Consider the following 15,150-nt stretch of genomic DNA (forward strand, 5'->3'; position numbering starts at 1 on the left):
GACGGTCCGATCCAGATCAGGCCTGCATCGATCACGGCCTGCGCGAACTCGGCGTTCTCGGAGAGGAATCCGTAGCCGGGGTGGATGGCGTCGGCCCCGGACTTGGCTGCGGCGTCGAGGATCTTGTCGATCACCAGATACGACTCCGCCGATGTCTGCCCGCCGAGCGCGAAGGCTTCGTCGGCAAGGCGTACGAACGGGGCATCGGCATCGGGCTCGGCATACACAGCGACACTGGCCAACCCGGCATCGGCGGCCGCCCGGATCACCCGCACCGCGATCTCACCACGATTGGCGACAAGAACCTTGGTGATCTGAGCACTGGCATGGCTGGGCACTGAGCCTCCTACAGATGTATTTCTCGCGTGCTTCGTTACGAACGTCACGTCGGAGTCTAAGCACCGGCGCTGTCATCGCTGCAATCGGTCCGCACAGCTGCAGCGGATCGGCGGCGAGCCGCAATGAGCTACTGATTGGTAGCGATCTGTCCGGTGTCGGTATGTCCGATTTCGGATCGGTCGTCGTCCGCACGAGGGATTCGGGCGGTTCCGGTGTCCGCCACATCGGTCAACAGCTTCCGGAAGGCACCTATGTACTCGTGAACCCGCGCGGTCGCCTGCTCGGTGTTGGGATAGCGAGCCGCGATGTTGATTCCCTGCGGAGTTCGGTTGATCCAGATGTACACGTCGTGCTGGTACTGCTTGCTGCGCAACGCTCGGGCGTTCCAGTCCGGCCAGTGTTCGGCGGCAGGCGCGAACCGCACATCCATGAACGAGACGACGAAACGCGGGCGGGCGGAATAGCCGAGAGTGGTGAACACACGATCGAGAGGAACGCGGGCGATCGGTTTGGTCTTCTTCACCTCGGCCGAGGCCGCCGCGACCACCGAGCCGAACGAATCCGCACCGGCGATGTCGAAAGAGATAGGACACAGTCCGACGAACCAGCCCAGTGCGGAGGCCCACTGGGGCTCGTCGCGAGTGTGGACCGGAGTCACCGTGCGAAAACGAGTGCCGCCGCCCAGTTCGGAGCCGGTGAGGGCGAGCACTGCGAGCAACCCGGCGAACAGGCTGTGTCCGGTCTTGCGGCACGCGACCGAGAACGAGTCGGCTTGATCGGGATCAAGCACCCACGCGGACAAACCGCCCTGCGGCAGATCGTCCGGGCTCGGATCGCCGATGTCGAGTGGAAAGGCGGGTAGCTCACCCTCGCCGTCGACGAGGAAATCTCGCCATATCCTCACTGCGTCGTGCGAGTGTTCCAGCTCTGCGTTCCTCTCGCGCTCGGAGGACCCGAAGTCGAGGTAGCTGCCGGCCTCGAACAGGCCGGCAGGCGCGCCACCGAGTTCCTCTCCGTACAGCGCAGCGATCTCGTGGGCGACCAGAACCGTGGACAGACCGTCGATGATCGAGTGATCCGCTGCGAAGAACACGGTGACCGGACGCGTCTCGTCCACCGGTTCGAGAGTCACGAATGCGTAGGCGGGCCAGATCAGCGGTGAGGTGAACTCGTCGAACAGATACTGCAGATGCTCGAACACCTCGCTCGATTGCGCGCACCGTTCCTGCTCGACCTGCCAGATGTCGATGGCACCCTGCGCGGCCGTCACCCGCGTCATCTCGCCCGTCACCTCGTCGATCGACGCGCTCGAACGCATCGCCTCGTGCCGGTCGATCCAGTTCAGAACTGCCTGGCGAAACGCGGGCTTGTTCAGGGGGCCTGCGATCTCGAAGGCCGCGCCGAGCCATGATTCACGACCGCGACGAGGACTGCTCAGGCTCGTACGAAGGTGCGCCTCGTGGACGTAGGACGTCGGCCTGGCGTCGGGATGCCACCCTGCGGCCTCGGGAGTGCGGGCCTGCGGGCCGACGCTGGGTATCCACTCGGTGAGCGTGCCCGCGGGAACCGCGTAGTCCGCCAACTCCGTGAACTCCATATCGGCAGCAACCAACCTTCGTCGTACGCATCGGGGGGACAGGGCCCTTGCGGCCCTGCCGCGGAGTCTAACGACGACCCGTTGTATCGATCAAGACGACGGCGCGCTACCGGAGCCGTCGCCCGTCAACGCAGGTGACGCTTGATCCGCGCCAACATCGCCGACATTCCGCGCAGTCGCAACGGACTGACCGCGTCGCTCAGCCCGAGAGCCGAGTAGAAGTCGTCCGGTACGTCGAGGATCTCCTGAGCGCCGAGACCGTCGAGCCCCTGCGCCAGGATCGAGGCGAATCCCCGCGTGGTCGGAGCTTCCGGCGGGGCGCTGAAGTACAGCCGGACCCGCGCCGGATCGCCTGCATCCACCGACAGGAACAGGGGAGACTGGCACTCCGGCACCGGTTCCATCGCGTCCTGCGCAAGGTGGTCCGGCAGTGGAGGCAGTTCTCGACTGAACTCCAGCAGTAGCTGCAGCTTGTCCTGACCCTCCACCGCTGCGAAGTCTTCGACGATCTCGGCCAGCGATTCCGGCAGGGCGCTCATCGAGCGGCCGGAGCCGATCCGGGCTCCTCGCCCTTGGCGATCGGAACGCGAACGGCGTTGCCCCACTCGGTCCACGAGCCGTCGTAGTTGCGAACCGACTGGTACCCGAGCAGATGGGTCAACACGAACCAGGTGTGGCTCGAACGTTCACCGATGCGGCAGTACGCGATCACGTCGTCGGTGGCGGAGGTGTCGGAGTAGATCTCGTCCAGCTCGGCCCGAGAACGGAAGCGTCCGTCCGGTGCGGCTGCCTTGGCCCAGGGAATGCTCACGGCGGTGGGGATATGACCTCCGCGCAATGCACCTTCCTCCGGGTAGTCCGGCATGTGGGTGCGCTCGCCGGTGTACTCGGCGGGGGAGCGAACGTCGATCAACGGCACCGTTCCGAGCGAGCCGAGGACGTCGGAGGCGAACGCGCGGATGGGCGCGTCGTCGCGTTCGATCACCGGGTAGTCGGTTGCGGGGAACTCGGGCACGTCGAGGGTGGTGTCGCGGTTCTCCGACAGCCAGGCGTCGCGACCGCCGTCGAGGAGACGGACGTCCTGATGTCCGAACAGGGTGAAGACCCACAGTGCGTACGCGGCCCACCAGTTGCTCTTGTCGCCGTACACGACGATGGTGTCTTCTCTGGAGATGCCTTTGCGGCTCATCAGTTTCGAGAACTGCTCGCCGTCGATGTAGTCGCGGGTGACCGGATCGTTGAGGTCGAGATGCCAATCGATCTTGACCGCGCCGGGAATGTGGCCGACGTCGTAGAGCAACACGTCCTCATCGGATTCGACGACGCGAAGGCCGGGGGTACCGAGATGAGCGGACAGCCATTCGGTCGATACGAGACGATCCGGATGCGCGTAGTCGGCGAACGTTGCGTTGGAATCGGTTGGTACAGGCACGTATCGGCTCCTACGGAAGATATTCGGCTGGCGGCCCGCCCGGGGGTGAACGGTCTGCACTGTCGATCCTATGCGGAACCTCTGTCGCGGGGCGGGAGTGGAGCCTGCGGAATGACTTCCATGGCGGGAGTGGAGCCTGCGGAATGACTTCAGTGGGGTCTCAGAGCGTCAGTGCAGCGTTCTCGGCTTTCGCTGCCGAGGTCCGCATGAGAGCGACGAGTTCCGCGGTGAACGCATCCATCACCGAGTGTGCCGTTGCAGTGTCGGGGAATCGTGACCGCAGTGCCAGGCCCGATGCGGTGCGGGAGACCCAGAACTGTGCATCGTCGGACACCGTGGCATTGCTGATGTGGTGTGCATCGGTTCGGTCGAAGCGTTCGTGGCCACCGATCTTGGTGTAGTCGATGTAGGACACCATGAACACGTCTCGACGCGACAGGGTGAACGCGTCACCGAGGTTGTTCAGTACCTGGGGGATCGGAACGCCGCTCAACGGTAGTGCCACGCGGAACGCGGTGTGGGCCGCGGTGATCGTGTCGGTGAGGTCGGGTTCGACCTCCACGGTCATGGGAGCGTTGGTGGTGAACCAGCCCAGTGCACGCGAGAATTGCTGCTGATGGCGGGTGTGCAACGGGAACAGGAACGGCACGCGGCTCGGTCCGCCGATGCCGGCGCAGGCCTGTGCGATCGCAGCGACGACACCGGCGAACATTCCGGCTCCGGAACGGGCGCAGAGCTGCTCGAAGTCGAGGGTGTGCTGCGCGTCGAGCAAGGAGGTGACAGTCGTTGCCTGAGGCGCGGTTTCACCTTCGGCGACGCCGAGGTCGAGTGGGAAACGCGGTGTGGTGCCGCCGCACTCGGTGAGAAAGTTCGACCATCGAACCATGCGCTCGTCCGTGGCATCGACGAGTGGCCGGGTTGCTTCGACGCGGCAGTATTCGACGAACCCACCGACCGGAGGCAGGTCCGTCTCCGGGTTCGGCGGGCAGCGGCGGTAGGCGTCGTACAGGGTGTGGATCTCGTCGACAACGACTGCGATCGACATGGCGTCGACGTTGGAGTGGTCGAAAGCGCACAGGATCGTCGAAGTATCCGGCCGATCGATTCCGAGGCAGGTGTACGACGGGAATCGTCGTGCATCGCAATGTAGTTCGAGCGTGCTTCGGAGGTGATCCCGGAGCGTCGACGCCGACGAGAAGGCGGTTCGAGTGGATTGCCTCATCTCGACTGCACCCGGTTCGTAGAGCGTTCTCGCTACTCCGTCCACCCCGCGAACGAAGGAACTGCGCAGAGTGTCGTGGCGGTCGATCAGGTGCTCGAAGGCCCACCCGAGTGCTCGGGTATCGAGGTTGCCCTGCACTTCGAAGGCTCCGGCTATCCAGACGCGCTCGGCCTCGTCCAGATCACCGAGGTGGAACTGCTGGTTGAACGACGGCGGAACCGGTGACGGCTGTGGATTCCCGGTGACGACGGCGGTGAACTCGACGACTGCACCCGCGCGTGGGGTGTACTCAGTGATCGAGGTGACCCGCACCGGCCGCCTCCTGAACGAGATCGCCGGGCGTCAGGCTGTAATCACCGTCGCGGGCAATGGTTTCCAGCACGTGCGCCAGATGATCGTGGTACCGCTTCACCGCTGCGGCGGCAACGTCGGTATCGGGGGTCTGGGCCACCAGATACAGGTGTTCACCGTCTCGGTTGATCCACATCGACGCGTTCGAAGTCGAACCCTCGCCGGTGAAATGTTCGGCGCGTGTGTCCGCATCTCGCCCGACGCCGGGGAACCAACGAAAATCGATGTACGAGAGCATGTTCGGACTCACTGCCAACTCGCTACCGAGAGTGCCGTCGGCGGCCAGAGCGCCCAGTACGGCATGCACCGGGGCCTCCGCGATCTGCTTGGCTTGCTCGAATCCTCGGTGGGCTGCGGCCGCGACGTCGGAGAACCTGTCGTTTCCTGCCACCTCGAACGCGACCGGAGCGAAATTGACGAACCACCCCTGGGATTGTCCGTAGTCACCGTGGTGCCGGGTACTGAGCACGGTGATCCCGAAGTAGTCGGTGGTTCCGGCCAATTCGAAGTCGGTGATCCCGACGGCGGCGAAGATGCCGCTGCTCATCCGGGCCCCGGCGGCCTTGCACGCGGCGTCGAATGCAGCAGTCGGTTCCTTGCTCAACAGGTGGCGTTCGACGATGCGAACCGGAGCTTTCTCGCCGGGCGCGAGTCCGAGGTCGAGTGGGAACCGAGGCATGCGGCCGTCGTGTCGGGTGAAAATGTCACGCCAGGCCGCGATTTCGGGAGAATCGGCCGTGAACGTCGCGGCCCGAGCCCGCTCGTCGGCGGCGTAGGTCAGATGGCTACCTGCCTCTGCGGGAGCCGGTACGTCCGCGCCGGTCTCGAGTGCGTACAGATCGGCCAACTCGCTGATCACCAACGCCTGCGAGCCACCGTCGGTGAACGCGTGATCTGCGCCGTAGTACAAGGTGAAGCTGCCGGGCCTGGCCACGACACCGACGACGAATCCGGGCCAGACGTCGGCCGTCGCCTCGGACGAGAAGCGCCCACGTACGTAGCGTTGGAATTCGTCGTCGTCCATGGTTTCTCCGGCGTCGGTCACCTCGAACGCTGCGACCTCGGGTGGGGCGAGACGCCGAACGACGTCGTTTCCCTCGACCTCGAACCAGCATCGAAGACCCTCGTGGCGCAATACGTAGGCGGCCAGTGCGCGGCTCATCGCATCCGTGTCCACGTCACCGTCGATCTCGGTTGCCACCCCGGTGTACGCGGTATGAAGGTCGCCGCGTTCGTGGGCCGCCCACGCAGCCTTGAGATGGTCCTCCTGGAGGAACGAGGCCGGAGTCGAATCGACAGGTGCCGCTTCGGCACTCGCCCGGGCCGCCGAAGTGGGGTGCCACTCCAACAGCCGGCCGGGAGCGGGATTCCATCTACCCATGGCGGTGATGATCATCGTCGCTTCATCCTCCTCGATACGGGCCGCGAGCCGATTCCATCGCTCACTCTGCGGCGACTGTCACCGACCGAGCGGCCGACGTGAGCACCGTATCGGTACCGCGGTCGGAGTCGATCACTGCCGTCAACACCGCGACGAACTCGGTGATGAAACGGTGGACGTTGGTGGATGCGACGTCCGAGCTGGGGAATCGTGCGGAGATGTTGAGCCCTTGCAGCGTCCGGTTGACCCAGAAGTAGACCTCGTCGTCGGCGTGGCAGTTGCTCCGCAGAGCCCTGCCCTTACGGTCCTGCCACTGCTCGGCGTCCGGGAGGAATCGAAGATCGATGTAGGACACCACGAATCGGGGAATTTCCGTCGACTCGAGGATCTGGGCGATCTTGGAGTACGGCATCCGAGCCAACCCCTTGTTGGCTGCGCCTGCAGTCGCCGCAGCCTCGAGCGCCTCCCCGAACGTGCGTGCGTTGTCGAGCTGAATCTCCATCGGGAGAATTCCGACGTACCAGCCGACCGCCGCGGCCCACTTCTGTTCGTCCCTGGTGTGCATCGGCATCACGGTGCGCAACGTCGTGCGGCCGGACAGGCGGACGTTCGTCAGCGCCAGAGCAGCGAGTATTCCGGCCTGCATGTTGTACCCGCCTGCGCGGCATGCGGCATTGAAGGCGTCCGACTGATCGGAGGTCAGCAGCCAGGACGAGATGCTGCTCTGCGCGGCCGGGTCGGTGCCGGTGAGCGCACGGTCGACCGACACCGGAAGCGGAAACGCGGGAAAGCGTCCGTCCTCGACGGCCAGGAAGTCCTGCCACGTCCGTACGGCGCTGTGGTCACCGGTCAGCGTCTCGCCGAGAGTCCTCTCGGACTGGCTGAAGTCGACGTAGCTGCCAACTTCGGGCAACTCCGGGTCGATGCCTTCGAGAGCGTGTGCGTAGAGCCGGTCGATCTCGTTGATGGCATAGATCTGGCTGTAGGCGTCCATCACCGAATGGTCGGCGGCGAACGCGAGCAGGAACGACTCTCCTGGACCGTTCGAGAGAGCGCGTGAGGCATCGTCCGGTTCGATGGTGGCGAGGACGAAGTGCGGCCATGCCGTCGGAGACACGGTTTCGCCGAACCAGGAGTGCAGATGGCTGAAGACCTGAGTCTCGGTCCGGGGTTCGGTGTGCGCCCGGTCGATCACCTGCACCGCATCTGTCGGTGCGGTGTAGCGCAGCCAGGAACCGGACTCCTCGTCGCGGCGAACCTTTGTGCGAAATGCCTCGTGACGGCCCATGTATGCGGTGATCGTTGCGCGCACCGCCTCGACGTCGTAGCGGCGATGAATCTCGAACACCGTGCCGATCCACGAGCCCGGTGCGCTGCGCTCGCAATGGTCCTGGTGTGTGAACGACAGCCCACGGGGGTCCGGTGCCCAACGGTCGTCGTCGACGCGGGGGACCCACTCGGTCAGGCGACCGGCGGGGAGGGGGTAGTCGGCGAGTTCGGTGTATTCCATGGGAGTCCTCTTCCGTTCCGGGCTCGGTCAGCGGTGTGCGGCGTCGGTTCGTATTCGCACGTTCGATTACGGTCGAGTCGATCGTGTAAACCTGTCAGCGGTGTTCGTGCAGCGGACCGGTCGTTTATCTGCTTGCTGTTGGATTGCTGCTTTCCGCATTGAAAGAACAACGTCATTGCCGTCGACCCGAAGTGAGTTCAGCACACACGATAGGGCGTAAGTGAAATTATTTCGCGACGCGTAAAAGTAATTCTTCTCACTGCCGAACGTCTTGACCCACCGGGCTCCGATCAGCAGTCGGCGGTGTGTCCGATTGTCGTATCCTACGATCGGATCACTGATTTTGCTGGTCATAGTGATGACAGATCACAGTCGTAGTGTGGTGCGATCGGTGTCGGAGGTCCACACACGACCCACGCCACTGAACGGCCCGAACATGGTGCGGGACACAATCGGGCCCCTTTTCTGTGCATCCGACCCCTTTTCCGTACATGTATTGCCGAATGTGAATGCATTGATGGTGGCGAATTGACACCACCGCCCCTGTTTCCTCGATGTAGTAGGTTCGGCGCGTGACTCGAATTGGATTTGCCGATCACCTATTCTTGCGAATGCATCACGGCATCGGATATCCCGTCTACAACCAGTTCCTGTGGTGGTTCGACGAATCCGTCCAGCGAGTGGACCTGGAAAAACTACGGGACAACCTGTCCGACGGTCTGCTCGCGCGCCGAGTGGTCGCGTCGACGGTGCCTACTGCCCGCGATCGATGGGTGGCATCGAACGTCTCCCATTCACTTGATTTTCACCCAGACTTCATCGAATCCACCGAAGTGTCGGCCTGGGCCGACGGTCGCATCGATCGAGACATCGATCCCGAGACCGGTCTCGGTTGGCGGCTGTCGGCGGCACCGTTGACGAACGGTGGGACGGTGCTGTCGTTGGTCGCTTCGCACATGGTCGCCGACGGCGGCGCTCTGATCGCCGCGTTCGTTGCTGCGAATTCTCCGTCCGAACAATCTCGGCCGGTTCCGAGCACGGGCGGCATCGCGGCCATCGCCTCGGACCTGCGAGACGCCGCGGACCAGGTGCGGTCCGTTGCAGGCTGGTTGGTGAACACCGCTGCGTCCGCGCTCCCGATTCCCGCACGATCCGGTCCGGACGCAGCTGTCCCGCGCTCGCGGCCGACTCGCTCGCAGCCGACGGCCGGGGCGGTGGACGCCGCCTGGGTATCGCCTCACGCGGTGGCGGAGGTGGATGCAGGTGCCTGGAAGGCCGCCGCCCAGCGATGGGGTGGCACGTCGAATTCCCTGTTCATCGCGGTCCTCACGGCTGCCTCGTTGCAGGCCGGGCGAGCCTCGATCGGAGACTCGGTGCAGTGGTCGTTGCCGGTCAGCGATCGCACCGTCGACGACACTCGATCCAACGCCACCAAGATCGTCAAGATCGAGGTCCCCATCACCGACGCGGCCGACCGCGATCTGTCGACGATCCGGGCAGCCAGTAAAGCGGCGTTCACCGCCTTCGCCGCGAGGCAGGCTGCCGGTCTACCACCCGCAGGCATCTCGCAGGCCCTCGTGCAGATGCTGCCCGACGCCGTGGTCGCGCGAGTTCCGCAACCACGTGACGGCGCGGAAGGACTGGCGTCGAACCTGGGTGTTCTGCCCGAGGTCTTCACCACGGTGGCCGGCATTCGAGCTCGGGCCGTGTCGGGCAGAGCGACCTTCGCGGGTGCCGACGCCGCGTTCGCGCGATCGTTGGACGGTGGCCTGACTGCGTGGGTGTGCGAGACGGACGCGAGCGTCACCGTGACCGTCCACGCCATGGATCCCGATCGATTCGTCGATGACCAGGCGCTGCGTGACCACCTGGCGGAGGCCCTGGATCGTTGGGAACTGACCGCGCGCTTCTGGTGAGTGCCTCAGCGGTTCCGCGCAGCCGCCTCGGTGATGTCGGCAGCTGCGGCCACCGCTGTTGCGGTCGGGGCAACGGCGTCTGCGAGTCGGCGTGCCGCCTGCCTGGCACGGTCGGTAGTGATATCGGCAATGCCTTGCTGCAGAACGGATTCGGTCAACGTCGAGAACTTCGTGCTGGTTCCGGCTCCGATCCGGCGCAGCGCGGCTCCCCAGAACGGCTGATCGGCGCTGAACCAGCAGACGAGTGTCGGCAGTCCGGCCCGCGCCGTTGCAGCCGTCGTACCCGCGCCACCGTGGTGGACCGCAGCCAGGCATCGCGGGAGAATGCTCGTGTGATCGACCGATTCGACGATCATGATGTTCGAGTTCGACTCGGCAGCACCAGAATCGGCACCGACCAGGTCACTCCAGCCGGCACAGACGAGAGCGCGCACGCCCAGCCGTCCGGTCACGTTCTCGATCATGCGCAACAGTGCCGTCGGATCGGGCACGGGCATACTGCCGAATCCGAAGTACACCGGCGCGGACCCTGCCTGCAGCCATGTCTCCAGTGCTGGATCGACGTCGACGCGAGCGCCGCTCAGCCCCAGGAATCCGACGAACGGCCTCTGCGGGCCCCACTGTTCGGCGAGCCCGGGGAACAGTGCCGACTCGTAGGCCTGAATCTCCACTCCGCCGTAGCGTTCGGATCGAACGGGCAGCGAACTGCGGGTCGGTGCCAGGCCCAGGGACACTCTCTGCGCGTTCTCGCGAGCCTTCATGGACTTCCAGCGCATCGATTCCGCCAGCGCCCACATCGATCGGTTGACGTATCCCGGCAACGTGGCCCCCGGGGTCACGGGCACGACGTCGTTGCGTCGAAGCGGGCAATAGTGCAGTGCCACAAAGGCATTGCCCGCAGACTCCGCCATGTTGAACGCCATCTCCTGCCCCAGCGAACCGGTGACGATTCCGTGGCAATCCTGGGCCATCTGCTCGAGTTCGGCGGTCATCTGATCCCAGCCGTGATTGGCCAGTTCCGCGAGTGCCGCCATCCTGGTCCGCGGGTTACGCGACTTGATGCGCACTCTGATCAACTCCGACTCCAACAGGCGCTGGGTGTCGGGCCCGAACGAGACCACGCTGACGCGTTCGGACTCAGCCGTTTTCGCGCGAGCGAAGTCCAGCAGGTTGGGCGGTGCGCCGAACACCACGTCGTGTCCGCGATCCGCGAGTTCGACGCCGAGTGCGATACCCGGCGTCACGTCACCGCGACTGCCGTTGAATGGCATCACGAACTTCATAGGGTCACTCGCAGTCGCGTCGGCGTGGAAAACGTCCTCAACCTATCAGTCCTGCCCGTTCCAGTCCGGTTCGGAAAACATATGGCGGGAAACACATTTGCGGCCCACCTGCGTCCGCACTCGTGCAGCGATAGTCTCGCGTAGTGGAAAGACTGACGTACGACGACGACCTGTTCCTCCGCATGGAATGCGTTCTCGGGGTACCCGTGGTGAACCAGATCGTCTGGCGGTTCGACCGCGCCGTCGCACCGGACGCGCTCCGATCCATGTGGCGATTGCTCGCCGCAGGCCCCATCGATCGATCGGTTCGGCGGGCCCGGGTGCCCGGTGCCCGTGACAGTTGGACAGCAGCGCGTCGACCCGCCGATCCCGTGGTCATCGGATCACCGATCGCCCGCGCGGCGGTCGACAGGTGGATCGAGGACGAGGCCGCGGTGACGCTGGACCCGATCGGGGGACCGGCGTGGCGGTTGTCGGCCACCTCGGTGGCAGAAGGCGGGACGGTCGTATCGCTGGTCGGCTCTCACGTCGTCGGCGACGGCGGTGCCCTCACCACCGCGGCTGCGGCCGCACTGGCCGGACACGCAGTGCCCGACGATTTCGCACGCGTCGGGCTCGATCACGGTTCCGAGTCCGCGGCGGCGGTCACCCGCGCCGATCTGTCCGATGGTCTCGGCCGCGTCGGTGCGGCGCTCTCGGGTGCGGCCCGAGTGCTCGGCCGCACCGCGGTGGAGGCGATACGGGCACGGGCCACTGTGTCCGCCGAGCCGAGCGAGGAAACACCGGACGGCACGGGTGCAGGCCCTGACCGTCCGCGTGTGATCGTCGCCCCTGAGGAAGGGGCGTGGAGGCCGAGCACCGTCGTCGTCGATTGCCTGTCCGCCGAGTGGTCTGCTGCCGCGGCGAACAAAGGCGGCAGTTCCAACAGCCTTCTGGTCGCGGTGGTGCTCGGGATCCTGACCGGGAGCGGCCGAGTCGGGGTGGAGGACCGCGTACGCGTCGCCCTCCCGGTCAGTACCAGGACCGTGGGAGATCGGCGGGCCAACGCGACGTCCGGGGTCTCGATCCACGTCGACCCGGGAGCGGCGTATCTCGACGATCTCGGAGCAATTCGAGCGTCGAGCAAGCAGGCATTCAGAACCCAGGCCGATCGCACGGTCACGACGACGTTCGAGCTCCTCAAACCGCTGATGCAGTTGCTGCCCGACGCGATCGTGGCCAAACTCGCCGCGTCGGGCTCGGCACCGCTGTGCCTGTGCTCGAATCTCGGTGCCAGAGGTGTCGCACTGCGCACTATCGGTGGTGTCGACGCCACCGCGGTGGCGATGAGGTCGATCACGCAGAACACCGATGTGGCCTTGCTGCGCCGCACCGGCGGTGGCGTCAGTGCCTGGTGGAACGAATCTGGCGAACGCGCGACCCTGTGCGTCACCGGGCTCGATCCGGACAGCTTTCCCAGCAAGGAACACCTGAGAGGGTTGGTCGAGGCGGAGTTCGATCGATGGGGCCTGACGCCGGAATTCTGGTGACCTCGAGACAAGTCACAACTGCGGGCGAGGACGGATTTTCGACCGGATCGCCGGTGAGGCTATGCTTTCCGACTGTTCGAGTGTTCGGGCAGGTGTGAGAAAGGGGAGCGATCCATGGCAGTGGTCGTGTTGTTCGGGTCCGAGACCGGTACGGCCGAGGAGGTCGCCGACAAGATTGCGGACGTCCTCAGCGATCATGACGCCGAGGTACGCGACATGCTCGAGTACGAGGTGTCCGATATCGACACCGACGACTTCCACGTGGTCATCTGCTCCACCTACGGAGACGGAGAGCTCCCCACCGGTGCAGAACCTTTCTTCGAAGCACTCGTCGAGGACGCGCCGGACCTGGCCGGACTGCAGTTCGCGGTGTTCGGTCTCGGCGACCGGGTCTACGAGGACACCTTCAACCGCGGCGGCGAGATCATCGCAGAGAAGCTCACCGAGCTCGGCGGCAAGCAGGTCGGTACTCATGCTCGGCACGACAGCTCGTCGAACATCAGGCCGAAGACCATGGCCGAGGAGTGGGCTCGCGAACTGATCGACCTGCTGCCCTGAGAGCAGGAATCGGCTCCGGCGGCCCTGCGGCCGGCGGAGCCGCAAGGGTCAGGACGGGCTTCTGTCCCACAGCGCGGCCAGGGACGTACCCACACGAGTGAGCAGGGTGCGCACCAGCGGTAGGCCTATCCCGATCACCGACGACGGATCGCCCTCGATGCGGTCGACGAACCAGCCGCCGAGCCCGTCCAGCGTGAACGCCCCCGCCACCGACAACGGTTCACCGGAGTCGAGGTAGGCCTCGAGGTCGACCGAAGACGGCGTCGCGAAATGCACGACTGTCGAACTGTGCGCTGCAGCCTGCGCCACGACCACTCCGTCGGTCACTCGGAGCACAGCGTGGCCGGTCAGCAATTCGCCGCTGTTCCCCGCCATGGACTGCCATCTCTCGCGCGCCACCTCGACCGAATGCGGCTTTCCGTGCAGCTCCCCGCCGATGGCCAGCATCGAATCGCAGCCGACGATCACCAGATCCTCGGTCGAATCCGTGAACCTCTCGGCCACTGCCGCAGCCTTGGCTCGAGCCAATTCCGTGACCACCGTTTCCGGAGACGCCGACGGTCCGAGCTCTGCAGTCAACGCATCCTCGTCGACACCCGACACTCGGACGATCGGCTCCACCCCGGCACCACGCAGTACCGACAGGCGCGCAGGCGACGCCGACGCCAGGACCAGACGAACAGGCCCCGGCGCAGCGTCGGAGGACTGCACCGTCACCGTGGGTGACGGCCCGATGCGGCATACGAATACGCCGATTGAGGTGTGAATCGGCGATGCAGCAACTCCGGCGAACCCCAGAGCTCGCGAGGACGAGAATCGCCCGCCGACTCCGATCCGCCCTGCGCAGCGGTCAGAACAGCCACCAGCGCGGCGAGTTCCTCGTCGCTCGGATTGCCCTTCACCACTCGAACGGCAGCGGGGGTTGCGGAGACCGCTTCGTCGTTCGCTTCGTCATGATTCGCTTCGCCGCTCACTGCGTCATGATTCGCTTCGCTCATAGTGGGATGTTTCCGTGTTTCTTGGGTGGGAGGGTGACTTGTTTGCGTTCGAGCAGTCGTAGGGCGGTGACGATCTGGCCGCGGGTGTGGCTGGGGGGTATGACGGCGTCGAGGTAGCCGCGTTCGGCGGCGATGTAGGGGTTGACGAGGGTGTCTTCGTATTCCTGCTGCAGTGTCAGGCGGAGGGCGTCGACGTCTTCCCCGTTCTTCGCTGCCTCGAGCAGTTGTTTGCGGTAGACGAACCCGACAGCGCCGGAGGCTCCCATGACGGCGATCTGCGCGGTCGGCCAGGCGAGGTTGACGTCGGCTCCCATGTGCTTGGACCCCATCACGTCGTACGCGCCGCCGTAGGCTTTGCGGGTGATGACGGTGATCTTCCCGACGGTCGCTTCGCCGTAGGCGTAGAGCAGTTTCGCGCCGCGTCGGATGATGCCGTTGTATTCCTGCCCGGTGCCGGGCAGGAACCCGGGCACATCGACCAACGTGATGATCGGGACGTTGAAGCAGTCGCACGTCCGGACGAAGCGGGCTGCTTTCTCGGAGGCATCGATATCCAACGTTCCGGCGAATTGGGTGGGTTGGTTGGCGACGATCCCCACCGAGCGGCCGTCGATGCGCCCGAATCCGACGATGATGTTGCGGGCCCGGCCCTCCTGCACCTCCAAGAACTCGTCGTCGTCGAGGATCCGACGAATCACCTCGTGCATGTCGTACGGGGTGTTCGGTGAGTCGGGGATCAGGGTGTCGAGTTCGAGGTCCTCGGCGGTGAGCGAGTCGGCGATCGATCCGGTGATCGGGTCCGACGGTGCGGTGCGGGGGGCGTCGGCGCGATTGTTCGACGGCAGATAGGACAGGAGCTCGCGGACGTAGTCGAGGGCGTCTTGTTCGCCGGAGGCGACGTAGTGCGCGACCCCGGATTTCTCCATGTGGGTGTGCGCGCCGCCGAGTTCTTCCATGGTGACGTTTTCGCCGGTGACGGTTTTGATGACGTCGGGTCCGGTGACGAACATCTGGCTCGTGCCGTCGACCATGAC

General features: G+C 65.1%; 14 protein-coding genes. 3 read left to right on the forward strand and 11 right to left on the reverse strand.

Annotated elements, in window-relative coordinates; translation table 11 throughout:
* The 7 genes from ABZ677_RS27380 to ABZ677_RS27410 form a co-directional block, all read right to left on the reverse strand.
* The coding region (locus ABZ677_RS27380; protein ID WP_358375148.1) for a biotin carboxylase N-terminal domain-containing protein at nt 1–338 on the reverse strand (338 nt) is incomplete at its 3' end.
* Between the two features lie 128 nt (nt 339–466).
* The gene (locus ABZ677_RS27385; RefSeq protein WP_358375151.1) at nt 467–1,936 is read right to left on the reverse strand and encodes a condensation domain-containing protein; all 1,470 of its coding nucleotides are present in this window, start codon (nt 1,934–1,936) and stop codon (nt 467–469) included.
* A 125-nt stretch (nt 1,937–2,061) separates the two neighbouring features.
* Entirely contained in the window at nt 2,062–2,475 is a 414-nt protein-coding gene (locus ABZ677_RS27390; protein WP_037188062.1) for a SufE family protein, read from the reverse strand.
* A complete protein-coding gene (locus tag ABZ677_RS27395; RefSeq protein WP_037188058.1) occupies nt 2,472–3,368 on the reverse strand; it encodes a sulfurtransferase in 897 nt (298 codons plus the stop codon). The genes ABZ677_RS27390 and ABZ677_RS27395 overlap by 4 nt, the downstream gene beginning before the upstream one ends.
* A 160-nt stretch (nt 3,369–3,528) precedes the next feature.
* Nucleotides 3,529–4,902, reverse strand: a complete 1,374-nt coding sequence (locus tag ABZ677_RS27400; RefSeq protein ID WP_358375155.1) for a condensation domain-containing protein — start codon at nt 4,900–4,902, stop codon at nt 3,529–3,531.
* Complete coding sequence (locus tag ABZ677_RS27405) at nt 4,880–6,337, reverse strand: condensation domain-containing protein (RefSeq protein WP_358375158.1); 1,458 nt, start codon at nt 6,335–6,337, stop codon at nt 4,880–4,882. Before ABZ677_RS27405 ends, ABZ677_RS27400 begins: the two co-directional genes overlap by 23 nt.
* Before the next feature lie 46 nt (nt 6,338–6,383).
* The gene (locus tag ABZ677_RS27410; RefSeq protein ID WP_358375161.1) at nt 6,384–7,832 is read right to left on the reverse strand and encodes a condensation domain-containing protein; all 1,449 of its coding nucleotides are present in this window, start codon (nt 7,830–7,832) and stop codon (nt 6,384–6,386) included.
* 611 nt (nt 7,833–8,443) lie between these two features.
* Between ABZ677_RS27410 and ABZ677_RS27415 the strand changes: the two genes are divergently transcribed.
* Nucleotides 8,444–9,748 carry a hypothetical protein gene (locus ABZ677_RS27415; protein ID WP_094739423.1) on the forward strand — a complete coding sequence of 435 codons (1,305 nt, stop codon included), beginning with the start codon at nt 8,444–8,446 and terminating at the stop codon, nt 9,746–9,748.
* A gap of 5 nt (nt 9,749–9,753) precedes the next feature.
* On the opposite strand, the gene ABZ677_RS27420 is transcribed toward ABZ677_RS27415, so the two are convergent.
* A complete protein-coding gene (locus ABZ677_RS27420) occupies nt 9,754–11,019 on the reverse strand; it encodes a glycosyltransferase (RefSeq protein WP_358375164.1) in 1,266 nt (421 codons plus the stop codon).
* A gap of 155 nt (nt 11,020–11,174) precedes the next feature.
* Between ABZ677_RS27420 and ABZ677_RS27425 the strand changes: the two genes are divergently transcribed.
* On the forward strand, nt 11,175–12,560 hold the full coding sequence (locus tag ABZ677_RS27425; protein WP_358375167.1) for a hypothetical protein: 1,386 nt from the start codon (nt 11,175–11,177) through the stop codon (nt 12,558–12,560).
* Between the two features lie 114 nt (nt 12,561–12,674).
* A complete protein-coding gene (locus ABZ677_RS27430) occupies nt 12,675–13,118 on the forward strand; it encodes a flavodoxin domain-containing protein (RefSeq protein WP_032397647.1) in 444 nt (147 codons plus the stop codon).
* A 48-nt stretch (nt 13,119–13,166) separates the two neighbouring features.
* Here ABZ677_RS27430 and ABZ677_RS27435 read toward each other — a convergent pair whose 3' ends face one another.
* The 3 genes from ABZ677_RS27435 to ABZ677_RS27445 form a co-directional block, all read right to left on the reverse strand.
* Entirely contained in the window at nt 13,167–13,829 is a 663-nt protein-coding gene (locus ABZ677_RS27435) for a Maf family nucleotide pyrophosphatase (protein WP_358375170.1), read from the reverse strand.
* 2 nt (nt 13,830–13,831) lie between these two features.
* Nucleotides 13,832–14,116, reverse strand: a complete 285-nt coding sequence (locus ABZ677_RS27440; RefSeq protein ID WP_358375173.1) for an acyl-CoA carboxylase epsilon subunit — start codon at nt 14,114–14,116, stop codon at nt 13,832–13,834.
* Nucleotides 14,113–15,150 (reverse strand): acyl-CoA carboxylase subunit beta (locus ABZ677_RS27445; RefSeq protein WP_358375176.1); only part of this gene is annotated, 1,038 nt, incomplete at its 5' end. The genes ABZ677_RS27440 and ABZ677_RS27445, both read right to left, overlap by 4 nt.

Origin of the sequence: Rhodococcus sp. NPDC006774 (assembly GCF_040636045.1) — a bacterium.
Classification (GTDB): Bacteria; Actinomycetota; Actinomycetes; order Mycobacteriales; family Mycobacteriaceae; genus Rhodococcoides.

Coding starts and splice junctions, on each gene's coding strand:
- ABZ677_RS27415 (WP_094739423.1), top strand. CDS start 8,444: ATGCATCACGGCATCGGATATCCCGTCTACAACCAGTTCCTGTGGTGG.
- ABZ677_RS27430 (WP_032397647.1), top strand. CDS start 12,675: ATGGCAGTGGTCGTGTTGTTCGGGTCCGAGACCGGTACGGCCGAGGAG.
- ABZ677_RS27420 (WP_358375164.1), bottom strand. CDS start 11,019: ATGCCATTCAACGGCAGTCGCGGTGACGTGACGCCGGGTATCGCACTC.
- ABZ677_RS27390 (WP_037188062.1), bottom strand. CDS start 2,475: ATGAGCGCCCTGCCGGAATCGCTGGCCGAGATCGTCGAAGACTTCGCA.
- ABZ677_RS27440 (WP_358375173.1), bottom strand. CDS start 14,116: ATGAGCGAAGCGAATCATGACGCAGTGAGCGGCGAAGCGAATCATGAC.
- ABZ677_RS27410 (WP_358375161.1), bottom strand. CDS start 7,832: ATGGAATACACCGAACTCGCCGACTACCCCCTCCCCGCCGGTCGCCTG.
- ABZ677_RS27385 (WP_358375151.1), bottom strand. CDS start 1,936: ATGGAGTTCACGGAGTTGGCGGACTACGCGGTTCCCGCGGGCACGCTC.
- ABZ677_RS27405 (WP_358375158.1), bottom strand. CDS start 6,337: ATGATCATCACCGCCATGGGTAGATGGAATCCCGCTCCCGGCCGGCTG.